Raw genomic sequence first — 17431 nt, forward strand, 5'->3', positions numbered from 1 at the left:
ACACGTCATCGGTTTGAAAATAGAGCCATCGAGTACAGTTGCTATCTCCACCGCATGAACCGACTTCGAAAGTCGTTTGATCACTGGCTTCAAAAAGGCAGTGGCCTGGTTGTTCAGAGATATAAAGGTCGCTGTGAAAAGCTACAAGCCCATCGGCAAAGTCTATGGTTGTTCCTGACCAGCGCTTCTATACCACTAACCAACAATGAAGCTGAGCGACGAATACGTGGTTGTGTCATCCAACGCAAGATTAGCTTTGGTACTACATCTGATGCCGGTGAGAAGTTCAGAGGTCGGATGCACTCGCTTGTTGAAACTTGTAATAAACGAGGCATGTCCACTTTGTCAGCATTGATGGAGATCGTACAGGCTGTTACTGCTCGCCAGCCTTATCCAAACGTATTTAGCTTGTAACCCCTAAATCAAGTACCTACTGGTGAACGCTTACTAATACCGTACCGAAAAAGAGTACGCCCAGTTCTTTGAGTATAAAAAGAGACCCCGGCAATACCGGGGTCTGAATTAAACATTATTGGAATGGTTAGTAGCTCAATAGTCTAGAGCTCAGAGCCATTGAAGCTGATTTCGTCGCTCTCGTTATCACTCCAGATAGTGACCTCTTTACCCTCGTCATTGGAGAAGGTATAGCCCTGAAGTGATGCTGTATCGATATTGCTGGCTTCGTAGGCCGCACGAAGGTCTGCTGACATCTCAGGTGCCTCGGTGGCCATTTCCCAACCGTACCCTTCAAGATCCAACTTACCCGCACCGGTACAGACAAATTGACTATTACTTGTATCGTCTGCCGTGTTATTGGCAAGGATTTTATCGAGACCGACTTTGAGCTCTGCATCTGATGCATCGACGACAACGGCTTCAAGTTCTTGGTATGCCGTTGCGGTCATATCGATGATTTGACCATCACCAGCGCTACCGACTTGTAGCAAGTCAAAGCCTTCACCACCACTGAAGTGGACGCTGACACCATCGGTATTGTCGATATCTTCTTTGTCGAACACCAGAATATCGTTACCACTACCTGCATACAGCTGGTCGAGGCCCGCACCGCCGTCTAAGATGTCATCGCCTTCTTGACCAAACAGAATGTCATCACCAGTGCCGCCATCAAGCTTATCGTTGCCGATACCACCATCAAGGTTATCGTTGTTGCTTCCACCTAGCAGGGTATCATTACCTTCACCACCTGAGAGGGTATCGTTACCTCCGTCACCGATGAGCTTATCGTCACCTTCGGCACCAAACAAAGTATCGTTACCGCCATCGCCATCGAGGGTATCGTTACCCGTTTCACCAAAGAGGGTGTCATCGTTACCGCCGCCTCGAAGCGTATCGGCACCATCGCCACCGTAGAGGGTATCGTCTCCGCTATCTCCCTTCATGAAGTCATTACCGGCCTCGCCACGTAGCAAATCGTTACCTGCGCCTCCGTACATGGCGTCGTTGCCTTCGCCGCCTTCAAGGACGTCGTTGCCTGACTCGCCATAAAGTTTATCGCTTCCGAGCCCTCCTTTCAGTACGTCATCGCCACTACCGGCCTTGAGGGTATCGTTGCCTTCACCGCCTTCTAGGGTATCGATGCCGCCACCGGTAGTAATGCTGTCATTACCTAGACCACCGATAACCTTATTATCACCATCTCCAGCGTTGATGTTGTCGTTACCATCGCCACCTCCAATGACATCATGACCAGAGCCAGCAACAATCACGTCGTCACCTTCACCACCATCGATCACATTGTTGCCTTCGCCTGCATCAATGGTGTCATTCCCGGTGTTACCCTGGATATTGTCATCGCCTGCGAACGTTTCAATTTTATCGTCATCACTGCCACCATCGACAGTGTCGTTTCCAGTACCACCGTAAATAGTATCTTGGCCAGCACCACCTGAGAGAGTGTTGCTGCCTGCTGTTCCGTGAAGTTCATCATCTCCTTCACCGCCGATTAGGGTGTCGTTACCTTCGCCTGCGAAAAGCTTGTCATTACCAAGGCCGCCGCTGATGTGGTCATTACCCTCACCGCCGACCAAGGTATCAGCCCCTTCACCGCCGGAAAGGGTATCATTACCTTCGCCGCCTTCAAGAAGGTCGTCACCGGCACCACCGGATAAATTATCATTACCCGCCGCGCCATACATAGTGTCGTTGCCGCTGCCAGCTGTTGCTGTGTCATTGCCTGCGCCGCCGAATAGGGTGTTGGTTCCCTCACCAAGTTCAATCGTGTTGTTACCATTTTCACCGTAGACAGTATCATCACCAGCACCGGCATCAATACGGTCATTACCTTCACCTGCGTAAAGGGTATCGGCACCACCGCCACCGGTGATGGTATCATCGTCAGCACCACCATAAAGGGTATCGCTGGCTTCACTACCAATGAGGGTGTCGTCACCTTCGCCACCATAAATTTGATGGCTACCACCAGTTGCAGCGGTAAGCGTATCGTTGCCACCTTCACCAAGAACGGTATCAGTGCCATCATCGGTAATGGTATCGTCACCATCACCACCGGCTAGGTAGTCGGCACCTGCACCCCCAATCAGCGTATCGTTACCTGCGCCACCGAACACGCTATCATCACCGTCGCCGGCATCGATAATATCGTTACCTGCACCGGCATCAATGTGATCAGAACCCGCCCCTGCATTAATGGTGTCAGCACCTGCACCAGCGAAGATCTGATCATCTCCTGTACCTGTTGTAATGCTATCGGCATCAATACCGCCGTATACAGTGTCATTGCCTTCGCCAGTATTGATAGTGTTGGCGCCTGACTCACCGTAAACGGTGTCGTCACCTGCTCCGGCATCAATCGTATCGGCCCCAGCACCTGCATAGATGATGTCATCACCGGCATTAGCCATGATGGTGTCGTCACCTGCACCGCCTCCGAGGATATCACTGTCATCGCCACTGATGAGGGTATCGTTACCGTCTTCGCCGTAAAGCTCAGATACACCTGTTCCGCCGTCTAAGATGTCGTTACCTGTGCCACCGATCAGTACATCTTTACCGGCACCCCCTGAAATAACGTCGTCACCTGCATCACCTAAGATAACGTCATCACCTTCCCCAGCGGTGATAGCATCGTTGCCACTGCCAGCTTCTACATAATCATTGCCGATACCTGTATCAATTTTGTCATCACCATCACCGGCAAGAACGGTATCGTTACCTTCGCCAGTGTTGATGTCATCTTCATCGATGCCGCCGTAGACAGTATCAGCGCCATCACCGGTGGTAATGGTATTCTGACCAGCATCACCGAATACGGTGTCGTCCCCTGTACCGGTATCGATTACATCGTTACCAGCGCCTGCAAATACCGTGTCGTTACCAGCGTTGGAGGTGATGGTGTCATTACCTTCGCCGCCACTAAGAAGGTCGTTGTCGTCAGCGCTAAGTAGGGTGTCGTCTCCGTCATCGCCATATAGCTCAGAGACACCTGTGCCACCGTCGAGTACATCGTCACCCGCACCGCCGACTAAAATATCTTTGCCGTCTTCACCAAGCAGGATGTCATCACCGGTACCACCGACTAATATATCGTCGCCGGTGCCACCAGAGACTTTATCATCACCGGTACCAGCCAGTAGGATGTCATTGCCTTCGCCCCCGGACAGTTCATCGTTGCCCGCAGCGCCTTCGAGGGTATCATTACCTTTATTGCCGATTAGCACATCGCTGTCTGCTCCGCCGTGAAGGTAATCATTTTCATCAGAACCCGTTAGCGTATCTTCGCCCTGGCCGCCATAAAGGGTTGAGGCATTAAGGCCAGCGTTGATGGTATCGTTACCCGCTTCACCAAAGAGTTCGTTATTGCCACTGACACCTTCGATAACATCATCGCCATCGCCGGCGTAGACTTTATCGCTGCCTGTACCGGCGTTGATGGTATCATTACCTGCTCCGGTAAAGACCTCATCATTACCCGCACCAGCTTGAATGTTATCGGCACCCGTCCCCGCGAAAATATCATCGTCACCACTGCCGGCTGCTACCGTGTTGTCGCCATCGCCGGCGTAAACAATGTTGTGGCCTTCACCTGCATCTATTTGGTCATTTCCGTCTTCGGCATAAACAGTATCGTTGTCAGCACCTGTGCTAATAACATTATTACCCGTGCCTGCATACACTGTATCGTGGCCATCACCGGTGTCGATGGTGTCGTTACCGGCATCGGCATAAACGGTATCATCACCGGCACCTGTTGTAATTTGGTTATTCCCAGCTTCACCGAAGATGGTGTCGTTACCTTCGCCACCGTCGATGATGTCATTACCGTCTCCGGCATAAACGAAGTCATCACCGGCGCCGGCGTTGATGATGTCGTCGCCTTCATTCGCGTGTAGATTATCGCTGCCAGTACCGCCATCGAGTACATCGCTGCCTTCACCGCCGAATAAGCTATCGTGGCCTTCACCACCAACTAGAACATCGTTACCAATACCACCATAGATTTCATCATCGCCAGTACCGCCATCAAGATTATCGTCACCGACTTCACCGAAGAGCTTGTCATTACCTTCACCACCAGTCAGGGTATCGTTATCATCACCACCGAGAAGAAGGTCATTATCCGCACCACCATCGATAATATCGTCACCGGTGCCCCCCATGATAAAGTCATCACCAGCCCCCCCAGAGAGCTTATCAATACCGGCATCACCATGGATTTCATCTTTGCCTTCATCGCCAGAGATGACATCTTCACCCTGACCACCGAACAGTTTGTCGTCACCAGTACCACCAGAGAGGACGTCATTACCATCATCACCAACGAGGATATCGGCACCGGCTCCGCCTTCGAGAGTGTCATCGCCTAATTCGCCAAGCAGGGTGTCATCACCGTCACCACCATAGAGGGTGTCGTCGCCATCACTCCCCAGTAAGGTGTCATTGCCTTCATCACCATAAAGGACGTCATCGCCGCTACCCCCGATCAATACATCATCGCCAGTGCCACCGTGAAGTGTATCGTCGTTGATATCGCCATCTAAAAAGTCATTGCCTTCGTCACCGAAAATAGTGTCGGAGCCCTGTTGGCCAAAAATAGTATCGTCGCCGCTGCCACCACTAATGGTGTCGTCATAGATGTTGTTGGCGATCACTTCGACAGTGTCGATATCAGAAACAGGATTACCATCGGGATCAACAAGCTCTAAAGATATCAACTCGTCAGAGCTGAATTTGTCACTGTTATAGGTGTATTCCAACACAATTTCACCGGATTCAGTGACCGTAGCTGGAACCTTGTCGACCACGGTACCACTACTATCAACAAGTTGGATAAATACGGCATCGTACGCCTGGCTGGTTGTGAATTTTGCGTTGATTGAGCCAGAGTTATCAACTAAATAGTTACCCAAACGGACACTGTGTGTGATGGTCTCTTCTGGCTCATCAGATGCAGTATACTGGTAAACAGTTTGCGCATTCCCCCAGTTATCATCAGTAGCAGGCTCCGCAGGAGGTTCTTCTCCATACTGCACGTCACCAAATATGGTGTCAGCTCCTTCGTTACCAGAAAGCTTATCGCTGCCTTCACCACCAACAACAAAGTCGTCACCGCCTTTTGCTTCCACTTCATCACTACCGGAAAGTACATCGATGCTGTCATCGCTTTCTGTTCCAGTTACTTTGTCGTCGTACTTAGTCCCTTCCATACTAACCTCACTGTGAATATTGGTAACTCGGTAATAGTTAATCTTTGTACGGCATGATGCATGCCAACTTATTGCTCATACCCATACTAGAAAGTTGATGATATTTAACTGGCTGTTTTTAAATGCAAAAATAGTTTAAGAAAATGAAGTTGTTATGCATTCGAGTTTATATTGTGCTGTAACATCAAGAATAGACGGATTTGTAGGCATTGCTGTATTGATTTTTGCAATGTGCAGCTGCAGATTGCGAAATGTGATTTAGAAAGAGAATGAGTAAGCGATAGTGATTGAGCCGTCTTTGAAGCGGCCTGTATCTTCAGCACGATCAGAGGAATTCCAACGGTTACCAGAATAGTTGTTGTATTGAATGGTTATGGTTCCAGGTCGCCAGTCAAAGTAGCCAAAGCCATAGGTGTAATCAGGGTTCCAAGGCTGTTTTTGCGAACTATCAAAGTAATAAAAGGCTGTACCGTTGATATACCAATTGCCAAAAATGGAGTACTTACAACCCAGGCTAAGGGTTTGGTGTCCCGTCATATAAGAGGTGGTGGCGAGGTCGAAATACTCAGGTGTGTAATTAAAGTCAAGTTGACAGCCAATGGCACCTTCATCGGTAAACGTTAGCCAGCTTTTGACCGGATCCACGACCGGAAACTTCCAGCCCAATGACCAGGTTCCCTGATTAAAGTTGGTGATAGGCTGTTCGTCGGTTGCTTTAAAGCGGTTACCCCCGTAATTGGCGTACATTAGGCTGAAGGTATAAGGACGCCAGTCACTGTAACCAAAGACATAAGTGAAGTCGGGATTCCAAGGCTGTTTTTGTTCACTATCCCAATAGTAATAGAGGGTACCGGAGACAAACCAGTTGCCTAAAATGGTGTATTTGAGTGAAAGGGTCGTGGTCATGTTGGTATTGGCAGGCCCATTGGTTGCGTTGGTCGGGATATTAGCCGCTGGTGTTTCCAGTAAGGGATAGCCGAAACCAAGGTTGCCACTCAAACCATGCAAAAATGACTTGTCTTTGTTTGCTTCCCATTCTTCGAAAGGGAGATCGAATGAGCTTGAGACTCCTTTCCAAATTAAATCCGCTTCTGATGGATCTTTGTCTTCTTCAAATGCTGGGATTTTACTTGAAGGTGTCAGCGAAGGAGAGGAGGGGCCGGGGGCATGCTTGCGCGTTTCACTCATATACTCATCACCCTCGCAGGGCACAGCAAGGCATAGAGAAAAAATTATTAAACTAAAACAACGCAAGCCCATCATCCTTGTGTGCCTATGTATGATCAACCACTAGTAGTGGCCCTTTTTATATGTAAAGTAAATATATTACGAGTAAATATTTGAGGTAACGAACAGAAAAAACACATTTTTTTGTTGTGTCTAATAAACCTTACTAGAATGTAGTTGTACATAAAAGTTATTGCATATCAGTTTTGCTTGTAAAAATTGTTGTGCAACAATATGTTTATGCTTGGGTGGCATCATTTGCGGGTGACGTAATGAAGAAAATCTTATTGGTTGATGATAACAGAACCATGCTTCTATTCACGGATAAAGTCTTATCCAAGCGCGGGTTTGAAGTTATTACAGCCAGTGATGGTATGCATGCTTTGCAAGTGCTGGAGGAGCGTCCAGATATTCAATTTGTGCTGAGTGATTGGATGATGCCTGAAATGGACGGCATTGAATTGTGTTCAAGGGTGAAATCAGCAGATTACGGACGTTACCTGTTTTTCATGTTGTTGTCTGGTAAGGATGACAAAGAGTCGATAGTGAGTGGTATTAATGCCGGTGCTGATGACTTTGTTGTGAAAGACACCCATGTTGATGAGTTGGTTGCTCGTATTCAAGCTGGGTTCCGAACGCTGGCACTGCACAATGAAATAACAAGTAAAAATGATGCCTTAGACAGTGCTTACGCCACCATGAAAAAAGATTTGGAATCGGCTGGTGAGCTATTGAAGAGGTTATTGCCGACAGAAAAGTCCATGTCAGGTGTTGAGCTGAGTTATGTCTCTATACCCAGTGCGCAAATCGGTGGGGATATGCTGGGCTACATGAACTTAGATGAAGAACATGTAGCCCTTTACCTATTAGACGTCGCAGGGCATGGGGTTTCATCGGCTTTGTTATCATTTTCGGTACAGCAGAGCATTGCTGTGAGTTCTGGGCATAGCTCGATAGTGAAAACGGCAATTAAAGATCCGCCCTATTACCGGATAAACCAGCCCCATGAGGTATTAAAGCGCCTAAATGATCAATATCTCAGTGATGAGCAGAATTTACTGTATTTCACCATGGTCTATGCCGTGTTGAATATAAAAACCGGAAAGATGGCGTTTTCCAGTGCCGGCCATCCGCCTTTGGTTTGGCTGCATTCTCAGCGTGCAGATGCTGAATTTATTGGCCAAGAAAGTTTTGTTGTTGGGGCTTTTGACTTTGTTGAATACGAAACCTCCTATATTCAGCTAGAGCCGGGCGATAAAGTGTGGATGTATTCCGACGGGATCACTGAAGCGGAAAAAGGCAGTGAAATGTTTTCGGAAGAAGGTTTTCGAAAGGCGGTGGTTCAATTGAATGAACAGCCAACCACGTTACAAACAGAGTTGTTAGTGAACAGTGTTAGAGATTGGCAGCAGGCTGAGCAGTTTGATGATGATGTCAGCGTGCTTGTTGTTGAATGGAAAGGTAATCCAGAAAGGGAGCAGCTATGCAATATGAAACTATCAACCAAGGTCAATGCACAATTCTTCAAGTAAAAGAAGAGCGCTTTGATGCGAAATTAGCACCAAGTTTCAGGGATGTGGTCGAGAAACTGTCGGAGGATATTGGTAGCCATCTCGTACTGGATTTATCCGAAGTCCGTTTTATGGATAGCAGCGGCTTGGGTGCTGTAATGGCTGTTTATAAAATGCTGCGTGGTAAAAAAATCAGCGTAGTCAATCCACAGCGTGCCGTTAAAGAACTACTGAAGTTAACACGTATGGACAAGCTGATCACCAGTTACGATACCGTTGAAGATGCCGTCGCGACTATGGCGTAAAGGAGTATGGTATGAAAGGAATGATCCTCGCCGCAGGGAAAGGAACACGGGTTAGACCGATTACCCAGATAATCCCTAAACCGATGATCCCTATACTGGGCAAGCCGGTTATGGAATCTATGATTCAGCTTTTTGCCGCCCATGGCATTGATAAAATTGTTGTTAATACTAGCCACTTGGCTGAAGTGATTGAGAATTACTTTGGTGATGGGCATCATTTTAATGTCCAGCTTTCATTTTCTTATGAAGGTGAAATTGTAGATGGCAATTTTGTCAGTAAGGCTCTGGGCTCTGCGGGGGGCATGAGGAAGATTCAGGATTTTTCTGGCTTTTTTAATGAAACCTTCGTTGTTGTGTGTGGGGATGCATGGATTGATCTGGATTTGACCGAAGCAGTAAGGCGCCATAAGCAAAATGGCGGTATTGCGACTATCGTGACACGTGATGTCGATTTGGAAGAGGTATCTAAATACGGTGTGGTTGTTACCGATAATTACGGAAAGGTAACGAGTTTCCAAGAAAAACCGTCAGTAGAAGAAGCGCTATCGACGCAAATTAACACGGGTATTTATATCTTTGAACCAGCCATTTTCGATTTTATTCCTGCTGAACAGGAGTACGATATTGGAAGTGAACTCTTCCCTAAATTGGTCGAAAAAAATGTAGATTTCTTTGCAACCAGTATGGAATTTCAGTGGCTCGATGTTGGTAATATCAGTGATATATGGACGGTAACCAGTGACATCATGAAAGGCAAGGTACCGGGTTATCCCATACCGGGTACACAAGTCAAGCCGGGAGTATGGGTCGGAATTAATACTGTATTTGATTTCGATAGTTGCAATATTACGCCTCCAATTATTATTAGTAGCGGGTGTGAAATTCAACCCGGGTCAACGATTGAAGGCCCTGTTGTGATTGGTGCAAATAGTAAAGTGGAATCGGGCGCAATTATCAAACAGAGTTTGGTGAGTGAATACATCCATGTCGCGTCAGCAGCCTTTGTTGAAGATAAAACAGTGTTTGGTGACTACTTCATTAGCCATGATGGGTACACACAATCGTTAAGTGAGTTGAACGCTGTAAATATACTCAATGACAGGCGTCAAGTGCAGCCAATGATGGGCGCGATAGGCAGTATTTCGACGTATGTACCCTCTGCACCTGATGAAGAGGAACAGATTCTTAACTAGTTAAGTGGGGCTTACCTGATGGATTTAGTCACTGAGCGGTTTAGTAAGCAATACAGTAGTTCTCCAGATGTATCCCGTGATATTGCTGATGATATGCAGCAATATCTGCGGAGTAATCAAGTTTCACAAGAGGTCATTGATCAAGTAGAGCTATGTCTTGTCGAAGTGGTTAATAATGCGTATGAGCATGCTTATCAATACTCAGATAAATTGCCGATAGAATGTTCATGCTTTTTTAACTCGGATAATGAATTGGTCTTTGAAGTGTCAGATTATGGAAAGTCGATGACCAAAGATGAGTTTAACCGAGTTGTTAATGGTGAGTTTATTGAACCGGACCCAGAAGATCCTGAAACTTGGACGACATCGGGGCGAGGGTTCATTATTGTTGTGCAGCTAACTGATGATCTTGAATATATTCAAAGTGGTAATAAAAATACCTTTAAAATTTTAAAACGCGCGAAATAATAACGTCTATAAGGAAAATATGAGAATAATATTACTATTGACGTTATTCTCATTATCTTCTTGCGCCTCTGTTTCAGATAATAATGATTGGATTGTTAATAAGCAATCATTAAATGGAAACTGGCGCCTCGAGATAATTGATGAAAATGACAATTGGGCAGGGCAATATAATGTCACTGTCCCAGGGCATTGGAAAACGTCTGGAGTCAATTATGCTGGAGTTGCGTATTATCATCGGCAATTCAATGTTGACCGCCTTTTCGATTCGGGCCGGGTTTGGCTTGAGTTAGATGGTGTTGACTATGAATCTGCCGTGACGGTTAATAGTAAATATATTTCTCGTAATGTTGGGTATTTTATCCCTCATCAGGTGGAGCTTACTGGCCATCTTCAGGCTGGCACAAATGCATTGAATGTATGGGTGAATAGCCCTGATGAGCAACAAACAGCCGATTGGTCACTGCATAAAACACTCATAAAAGGCGTCTTGAATCATCATGACACCCGACCTGGTGGTGCTTGGTCTGATAAAGGCCAAGATTGGAACTCAGGGGGGATATGGGGCGATGTAACAATCAGGCAAACCGGCCCGATTGCGTTGCAGGCAGTAAAAGTTCGCCCCCAAGTGAATAATATTGAAAAGAAAGTCACATCAGCAGACATCCGGCTCGTTGTGGATTCAATTCGTGAGGCTTCGGCGACCATAGAGATGGTACTGCAGCACCAAGGTGGTAACGACTCTGAGCACTACGTTATTGAAGAGCAAATTAAGTCAGGACAAACGACAGTTGAACTTGCTTTACCTCAAGTACCCCGAGCGTTGTGGTGGCCTTGGGATTGGGGTAAACCCAACCTTTACGATCTTTCAATTTCCGTTTTCATTGATGGTCAACTGACTGATCAGAAAACAGTGCCTGTCGGCTTCAGGGAAATAAGACTTGATAGCGAGAATAAACAGTTTCTGGTAAACGGACAGCCCTATTTTATCAGGGGAACCAATTATATTGCCAGTCAATGGCTTGGTGAAGTAACGGCTGGGCAATATCAGCAAGATCTTACCTTGATGAAAGATGCCAATATCAATAGTGTTCGGGTACATGCCCATGTTGCCGGCAAAGCGTTTTATGATTTAGCCGATAAGTCGGGTTTGGTTATCTGGCAAGACTTCCCTTTGCAGTGGGGCTACAGTGACACACCGAGTTTTGCTTTTGAAGCTGCTCGTCAAGCCAAAGCGATGACCGACTTATTGTATAACCATCCTTCAATTGCATTCTGGTCGGGGCATAATGAGCCGCCTTGGGATGCACCATGGATGCAGTATAAATACCCTTCATATCAGCCGAATCAAAACAAACAGTTAACTGAGAGCGTCTATCAAGCACTTACCAGAGCAGGAGACGGAAGGGTGGTGCGTAAAGCCTCATACACCCACGAGCACCCATGGCTAGGCTGGTATTCAGGCTCATACAAAGATTACCGTACTTACCAGCCCTCAATGATTGTCAGTGAGTTCGGTGCGCAGGCCATGCCTAGCTGGGCCCTGATGGAAGAGATCCTACAAGGCCAGATGGAGTGGCCCCTGAGAGAGGGTGTTTTAAACACACTCAAATATCACAATTACCAGCATCATGAAACCCTGAATGTTGCCCATGTGCAACAAGGTGAATCTCTATCACATTTTTGGAATAATTCTCAGGAATATCAAAGGTTAGTAACCAAATTTGCAGCTGAGCATCTAAGGTTGAATAAAGGTGAAGGGGTCGCTGCAATTTATCAATTTATGTTTGTTGATAGTTGGCCATCGGTTACTTGGTCTGTATTGGATGTTGAACGTACTCCTAAGCCGGGTTACCAGGCGTTGAAGATGTCATATCAGCCTTTGTTGGCGGTAGCCGACGCAGAGTTATTATCAGGACGTTCATCAGTGACCCTGACGATTATTAATGACTCTCTAAACCGATTTGAAGATGCCACCTTGGTTGTAACTAACCGCTATAACCAAGCGCGCTGGGAGTTTAATGGCTTGTTGATTGAAGCAAACTCGAAATTGGTTGTGGCAACTGATCAACCTCTAAATGGGCTGGCATCATACCTAACACTTGAAGTTAAGGACAACAACGGCAAGACGGTCAGTATCAATCGCTATCTTGCAGAGGATTTGGAAGGCTAAATTATGACAAAAATACTTAGCTATCTACTGGGAGCTACAATGGTATTTTCTGCACATAGTGCCGATATCATGGTTAATCAAATGGGATATCTGCCGAGTGGAGATAAATATGCCTATCTCTTGGCGGAAGAGCCTTCCGACATCCAACTGTTATCTGTGCTAGATGGCCGCTTAGTTGCCAAGCTAGAAAGCGCAGATGCCGTTTCATTGCCTGACGAACGCAGGGTTCGCGCGATTGATTTTAGTCAAGTGAAGACTCCTGGTTGGTATAAGCTGGTGAGTGATAACGGTCAATCAGTTCCGTTTCCCATCGAAGCTGATGCTTATGAGCCGCTCAATGAACGCTTGGTCCATGCCCTTTACCTGCAGCGATCTGGCATGGTGGTGAATGACCGTGCGACGGGGATGAACCGTCCGCAAAGCCATATGCAAGATGGTCAAATTTTCCGAACTGATGCTTTCCATAAAGCCGGTACCCATTTAGATGTGGTTGGTGGTTGGTATGATGCTGGAGATTTTGGTAAATATGTCGCGACGACAACGATCACGGTGGCGAGGTTGTTGGAAGCTTACCGACAAACCCCTCAGTTGTATTCTGATACCAAGCAACCGGGTAGTGACAAGCCAGCCATCATCGATGAATCTATTTATGCCCTGGATTGGCTGCTTAAAATGCAGCGTGAAGATGGGGCAGTGTACCGTAAAGTCTCTGGTGCGAGTTGGCCTGCAAAAATTGGCCCATGGCAAGACAACCAGACCCGCTTTATATATGGCGTTAGTACACCAGAGACGGCGAAGTTTGCTGCGACCATGGCGTTTGCGGCAAGAACGATAAAGCCGTTCGATGCCGATCTTTCCCGACAATATCTTAGTGCAGCTATCCATGCGGCTAACTACCTTGCAAGCCAGGATGGACAGTACTTTGATTGGCAGGAGGGTGATGATTCGGGCTCTGGCCCTTATATGGCGAATAAATTCGACAAGGAAGCGTCATTGGAAACTGATGTTGATGATCGGCTTTGGGCTTATGCCGAGCTTTATATCACGACAGGGCAAGATAAATTTAAACGCGCCTTCCAAGATAACTATGACCCGCAGTGGATAGATATTTTTGAATGGAAGAACCCAGCATTAATGGGGGTCTGGCACCTTATTCTTGCCGAGGAAAAAGGGGCGTTTAGAGATCAACTAGCCAATGACCTGGATCAGGTGGCTTCGCGTTATCTCCAACAGTCTCAGCAGTCTCCATTTAGGGTTGCTAACCAGCGCTTTATTTGGGGCTCTAACAAGATGACTGCCGAAGCGGGAATATTGATTGCTTGGGCTGATTTTGCCAAAGGACGGTTGGACAATCGTACGTCTGTTCAATCTCAAATAGATTATCTACTTGGGGCAAATGCGTTTGATATGAGTTTTGTCACTAACAGTGGTACTTACTCGGTACGAAACCTTCATCATTTGTACCGCATTGCGACTGGAGTTAGCTTGCCTGGTTACCTAGTCGGCGGGCCTAATGAAATGGCGCAAGCCGGAGTTGCACCGAAAAATATGGGGATGCTGAGCTACATAGATAGTGAGAAGTCGTATGCAGTAAATGAATTCGCTATTGACTATAACGCCAGTCTGATTGGTTTGATTGCCGTGCATCACGCTTACTTTAATCATTATTAACCGGAGTGAGAGCTCATGGATTTTTATTTCAAGGAATTCGAACATCGTAAGCCACCGGGTCCGGTGCCTTATAGTATGTCGAGAGAATTACTTTATCAGTACCTTGCCACGTGTAATCTCACTTTGGGTATTTGGTACCTGTGGTGGCGTTGGTCATATGCGTTGAACTATGACGCAATGTGGTTTTCATTTCCGCTGGTCTTTGCTGAATCCTGTGCTTTTATTGGCTCGGTCTTATTTACCTTCAACTTATGGAAGACCAAGGACGAGCCGAAGAAGACGCCCCCGCATACGATAAATGAATGTGTGGCTAAAGACAGTCCAGAGGGTTCTGAAACAAGACCTATCAGCATTGACGTCTTCTTCCCGAGCTATGACGAAGAACCAGAATTGGTTAGGCTGAGCATTGAAGATGCGCAGAAGATCCGCTACCCCCATGACATCGAAATTAAGATATTCATTCTCGATGATGGCAAGCGTCCGGCAATGAAAGCCCTGGCGGAAGAGATGGGCGTCGAGTACATAACTCGGGAAAATAACATCGGCTTTAAGGCCGGTAACCTACGTAATGCTCTAGAGCAAACCTATGGCGACTTTATTGTTATCTGTGATGCCGATACCCGCCCGTTCCCAACTATCCTTGAACATACCATGGGATACTTCCGCGATCCTGATGTTGCCTGGGTTCAGACTCCACAATGGTTTTTTGACTTACCGGAGGGCGAGCGTCTACCTAATTGGCTGCAGCGTAAACTGGGTAAATGGGCTGCGCCTATTGGCCGTGGGTTTGAGAAATTTTATGGGCCGGTGAAAATTGGTGAGGATCCTTATGTTAATGATCCGCAAATGTTCTATGACGTTATTCAGCGTCGTCGTAACTGGGTGAACGCTTCATTTTGTTGTGGTGCAGGCTCGATCCACCGTCGTGAAGCTGTTATGGAAGCGGCGCTTCGTAGTTACAGTGAGCAAATCAGCAAAGAGCATAAGGAAATCGAGAAACAGATCCGTAAGATCACTAAAGAGAAAGCGGTTGATCAAGACGTCTCTGATAACCTTCGCCAAGAAATTATCTTCGATACCGAATTTACCCCGTATAAATTCCATGTATCGGAAGATATTTATACCTCTATTGTTCTGCACTCAGATACCGAAAGGAACTGGCGTTCGGTTCAACACCCTGAGGTAGAAAGCAAGATGTTATCACCACAGGATCTTCAAACCTGGACCGTGCAGCGCTTCAAGTATTCCGGTGGCTCAATTGATATTTTCATGAATGATAATCCTCTGTTTAGAAAAGGGATGAACCTGAAACAGAAGCTGATGTACGGTGCCAGCTTCTGGTCAAATTTGTCGGCAGTGTGGAATATTATTTTCCTTACTTGCCCAATCATTTATTTCCTAACCAGTATCGCACCAGTCAGCGCTTATGATGTGACTTTTTACTTGCACTTTATTCCGTTCGTACTAACGGCTGAACTTGCCATGATGGTTGGTACCTGGGGAGTCGCAGGCTACAAAGGGAAAACCAACTTCCTCTCCTTCTTCCCAGTCAACATGAGGGCATTGTGGACGGTACTACGTGGTCGTAAGATCAGTTTCCCTGCGACACCAAAAGAAAGGCAGGATGGCTTTTTTGGTCACTTGGTTATACCGCAGATACTCGTCTTTGGCTTGAGCTTCTTTAGCATGTGCTTTGCTTGGTTTAGTTATTTCACCGGCATGTTTGGCAGTTATTCTATCGGCGGGCTGGTATTTAATAGTTTTTGGACCATTAACAACATGATGGCGATGTGGGGGATGATTGCTGCCGCTTATTGGACGCCACCACCAGCAGATAAGAAGCAGGAACAGGAATCTGAGGAATTAGAATATGGAATTTAAGCAAGCAGTCGTAAATGCACGGCATCATATCGTCTTTTTATTCGGACTTTTAACGGCACTGGTCATTGCGTTCAATATTGAAACTCGTGACTACGGGCATATTTTGGGCAACATTACTTTCGAAGCAACGGAAGAGATCCCGGTGCGTGAAAGCCGCGTGCTTTCTGAAGAAGAATTTGTTTGGGCTAATACGGCGTGGACCTACTTTGAAAATAACTATCAGGAAAATACCGGTTTAGTGAACTCGGTTGATGGCTACCCCTCGACGACCATGTGGGATACCGCTTCTTATCTAATGGGCCTACTGGCGGCGGAAAAGCTGAATATAATCAGCCAGAGCACATTTGAATTACGCATGGAAAAAGTGTTGCACACCCTTGCGCGCCTTCCGTTAATTGATGGCAAACTGCCTAATAAAGCGTATAACACCCAAACGGTTCAAATGGTGGATTACCAGAACCAACCTGTTGAAAACGGGATTGGTTGGTCAGCCATTGATATTGGCCGAATTCTGGTACCTCTGAATATTATGGTTTGGCAATATCCGAAATTTAACACCCATGTGAATGCGGTGCTAAATCACTGGGATGTTGGCGTGATGATTAAAGACGGTTACCTGTATGGGTCGCGCCCTCAACAAGATGGCGGGACTGAGATGGAATTGGTTCAGGAAGGGCGTATTGGTTACGAAGAATATGCTTCGAAAGCGATGTCGTTGATGGGACGAGATGTCTTCAATGCAATGAAATATATCGACTACCTTGAGATGCGAAATATCGATGGTGTCGAGATCCCAACTGACTTGCGTGATCCTGCGAAATTCCATGCTCACAATTATGTGGTGAGTGAGTCTTATATTCTGGATAGCTTGGAGTTTGGTGCCGACAGTGTGTCGAAGATTTTTGCCCACCGTGTTTATAAAGCGCAGGAAAACCGTTATGAACGTACTGGTATTCTGACGGCGGTCAGTGAGGATAACGTCGATGAGGCCCCTTACTTTGTCTACAACACCGTATTTTCTGATGGTAAAGAGTGGAATGCGATCACCGACCAGGGTGATGATGCCTCACACCTTAAAACGCTTTCAACAAAAGCAGCGTTTGGTTGGTATGCCTTATATGAAACGGCTTATACCGATTTGCTGATTGAAGATGCTAAAGACTTATTCTCAGAAGAGAAAGGTTGGTATTCAGGTCGTTATGAAGATGACGGCCGAGTGAACAAAGCCATTACAGCCAATACTAACGGGATTGTTCTGGAATCACTTGCTTATATTGAAAATGGAGCCTTGCTGAGCGTAGGCGTGAAGTAAACCGCAACT

General features: G+C 46.5%; 11 protein-coding genes. 9 read left to right on the plus strand and 2 right to left on the minus strand.

The genetic code is table 11. The features are described 5' to 3' along the window. Positions 1–414 (plus strand): IS66 family transposase (locus tag NHN17_RS06840; protein ID WP_255041441.1); only part of this gene is annotated, 414 nt, incomplete at its 5' end. A 143-nt stretch (positions 415–557) separates the two neighbouring features. Here NHN17_RS06840 and NHN17_RS06845 read toward each other — a convergent pair. After that, positions 558–5684, minus strand: a complete 5127-nt coding sequence (locus tag NHN17_RS06845; protein ID WP_255041442.1) for a beta strand repeat-containing protein — start codon at positions 5682–5684, stop codon at positions 558–560. A 258-nt stretch (positions 5685–5942) separates the two neighbouring features. Next, positions 5943–6872 carry a hypothetical protein gene (locus tag NHN17_RS06850; protein ID WP_255041443.1) on the minus strand — a complete coding sequence of 310 codons (930 nt, stop codon included), beginning with the start codon at positions 6870–6872 and terminating at the stop codon, positions 5943–5945. A gap of 311 nt (positions 6873–7183) precedes the next feature. On the opposite strand from NHN17_RS06850, the gene NHN17_RS06855 reads away from it, so the two are divergent. From NHN17_RS06855 to NHN17_RS06890, 8 genes are read left to right on the plus strand one after another with little or no spacing between them, the layout of a single operon-like run. Then, positions 7184–8443 carry a PP2C family protein-serine/threonine phosphatase gene (locus NHN17_RS06855; RefSeq protein ID WP_255041444.1) on the plus strand — a complete coding sequence of 420 codons (1260 nt, stop codon included), beginning with the start codon at positions 7184–7186 and terminating at the stop codon, positions 8441–8443. Next, a complete protein-coding gene (locus NHN17_RS06860; protein WP_255041446.1) occupies positions 8395–8727 on the plus strand; it encodes an STAS domain-containing protein in 333 nt (110 codons plus the stop codon). The genes NHN17_RS06855 and NHN17_RS06860 overlap by 49 nt, the downstream gene beginning before the upstream one ends. Positions 8728–8738: 11 nt before the next feature. Then, the gene (locus NHN17_RS06865) at positions 8739–9920 is read left to right on the plus strand and encodes a nucleotidyltransferase family protein (RefSeq protein ID WP_255041447.1); all 1182 of its coding nucleotides are present in this window, start codon (positions 8739–8741) and stop codon (positions 9918–9920) included. Positions 9921–9938: 18 nt separating this feature from the next. Then, the gene (locus NHN17_RS06870; protein ID WP_255041449.1) at positions 9939–10388 is read left to right on the plus strand and encodes an ATP-binding protein; all 450 of its coding nucleotides are present in this window, start codon (positions 9939–9941) and stop codon (positions 10386–10388) included. A 19-nt stretch (positions 10389–10407) separates the two neighbouring features. Further along, positions 10408–12558, plus strand: coding sequence for a glycoside hydrolase family 2 protein (locus NHN17_RS06875; protein WP_255041450.1), 2151 nt, complete (start codon positions 10408–10410; stop codon positions 12556–12558). Positions 12559–12597: 39 nt separating this feature from the next. Next, positions 12598–14229 (plus strand): glycoside hydrolase family 9 protein, encoded by a 1632-nt coding sequence (locus tag NHN17_RS06880; protein WP_255041451.1) that lies wholly within the window; start codon positions 12598–12600, stop codon positions 14227–14229. 15 nt (positions 14230–14244) lie between these two features. Next, entirely contained in the window at positions 14245–16110 is a 1866-nt protein-coding gene (locus tag NHN17_RS06885; protein WP_255041452.1) for a glycosyltransferase family 2 protein, read from the plus strand. Beyond that, positions 16100–17422, plus strand: coding sequence for a DUF3131 domain-containing protein (locus NHN17_RS06890; protein WP_255041454.1), 1323 nt, complete (start codon positions 16100–16102; stop codon positions 17420–17422). The genes NHN17_RS06885 and NHN17_RS06890 overlap by 11 nt, the downstream gene beginning before the upstream one ends. Positions 17423–17431 lie beyond the last annotated feature (9 nt).

The sequence above is a fragment of the Photobacterium pectinilyticum genome, assembly GCF_024357955.1.
In the GTDB taxonomy this organism is placed as follows: Bacteria; Pseudomonadota; Gammaproteobacteria; order Enterobacterales; family Vibrionaceae; genus Photobacterium; species Photobacterium pectinilyticum.

What these genes read in the sequence shown, in the direction of transcription:
- NHN17_RS06880 (WP_255041451.1), top strand. Translation starts at nt 12,598, where the DNA reads ATGGTATTTTCTGCACATAGTGCCGATATCATGGTTAATCAAATGGGA.
- NHN17_RS06885 (WP_255041452.1), top strand. Translation starts at nt 14,245, where the DNA reads ATGGATTTTTATTTCAAGGAATTCGAACATCGTAAGCCACCGGGTCCG.
- NHN17_RS06870 (WP_255041449.1), top strand. Translation starts at nt 9,939, where the DNA reads ATGGATTTAGTCACTGAGCGGTTTAGTAAGCAATACAGTAGTTCTCCA.
- NHN17_RS06890 (WP_255041454.1), top strand. Translation starts at nt 16,100, where the DNA reads ATGGAATTTAAGCAAGCAGTCGTAAATGCACGGCATCATATCGTCTTT.
- NHN17_RS06865 (WP_255041447.1), top strand. Translation starts at nt 8,739, where the DNA reads ATGAAAGGAATGATCCTCGCCGCAGGGAAAGGAACACGGGTTAGACCG.
- NHN17_RS06850 (WP_255041443.1), bottom strand. Translation starts at nt 6,872, where the DNA reads ATGAGTGAAACGCGCAAGCATGCCCCCGGCCCCTCCTCTCCTTCGCTG.
- NHN17_RS06875 (WP_255041450.1), top strand. Translation starts at nt 10,408, where the DNA reads ATGAGAATAATATTACTATTGACGTTATTCTCATTATCTTCTTGCGCC.
- NHN17_RS06845 (WP_255041442.1), bottom strand. Translation starts at nt 5,684, where the DNA reads ATGGAAGGGACTAAGTACGACGACAAAGTAACTGGAACAGAAAGCGAT.
- NHN17_RS06855 (WP_255041444.1), top strand. Translation starts at nt 7,184, where the DNA reads ATGAAGAAAATCTTATTGGTTGATGATAACAGAACCATGCTTCTATTC.
- NHN17_RS06860 (WP_255041446.1), top strand. Translation starts at nt 8,395, where the DNA reads ATGCAATATGAAACTATCAACCAAGGTCAATGCACAATTCTTCAAGTA.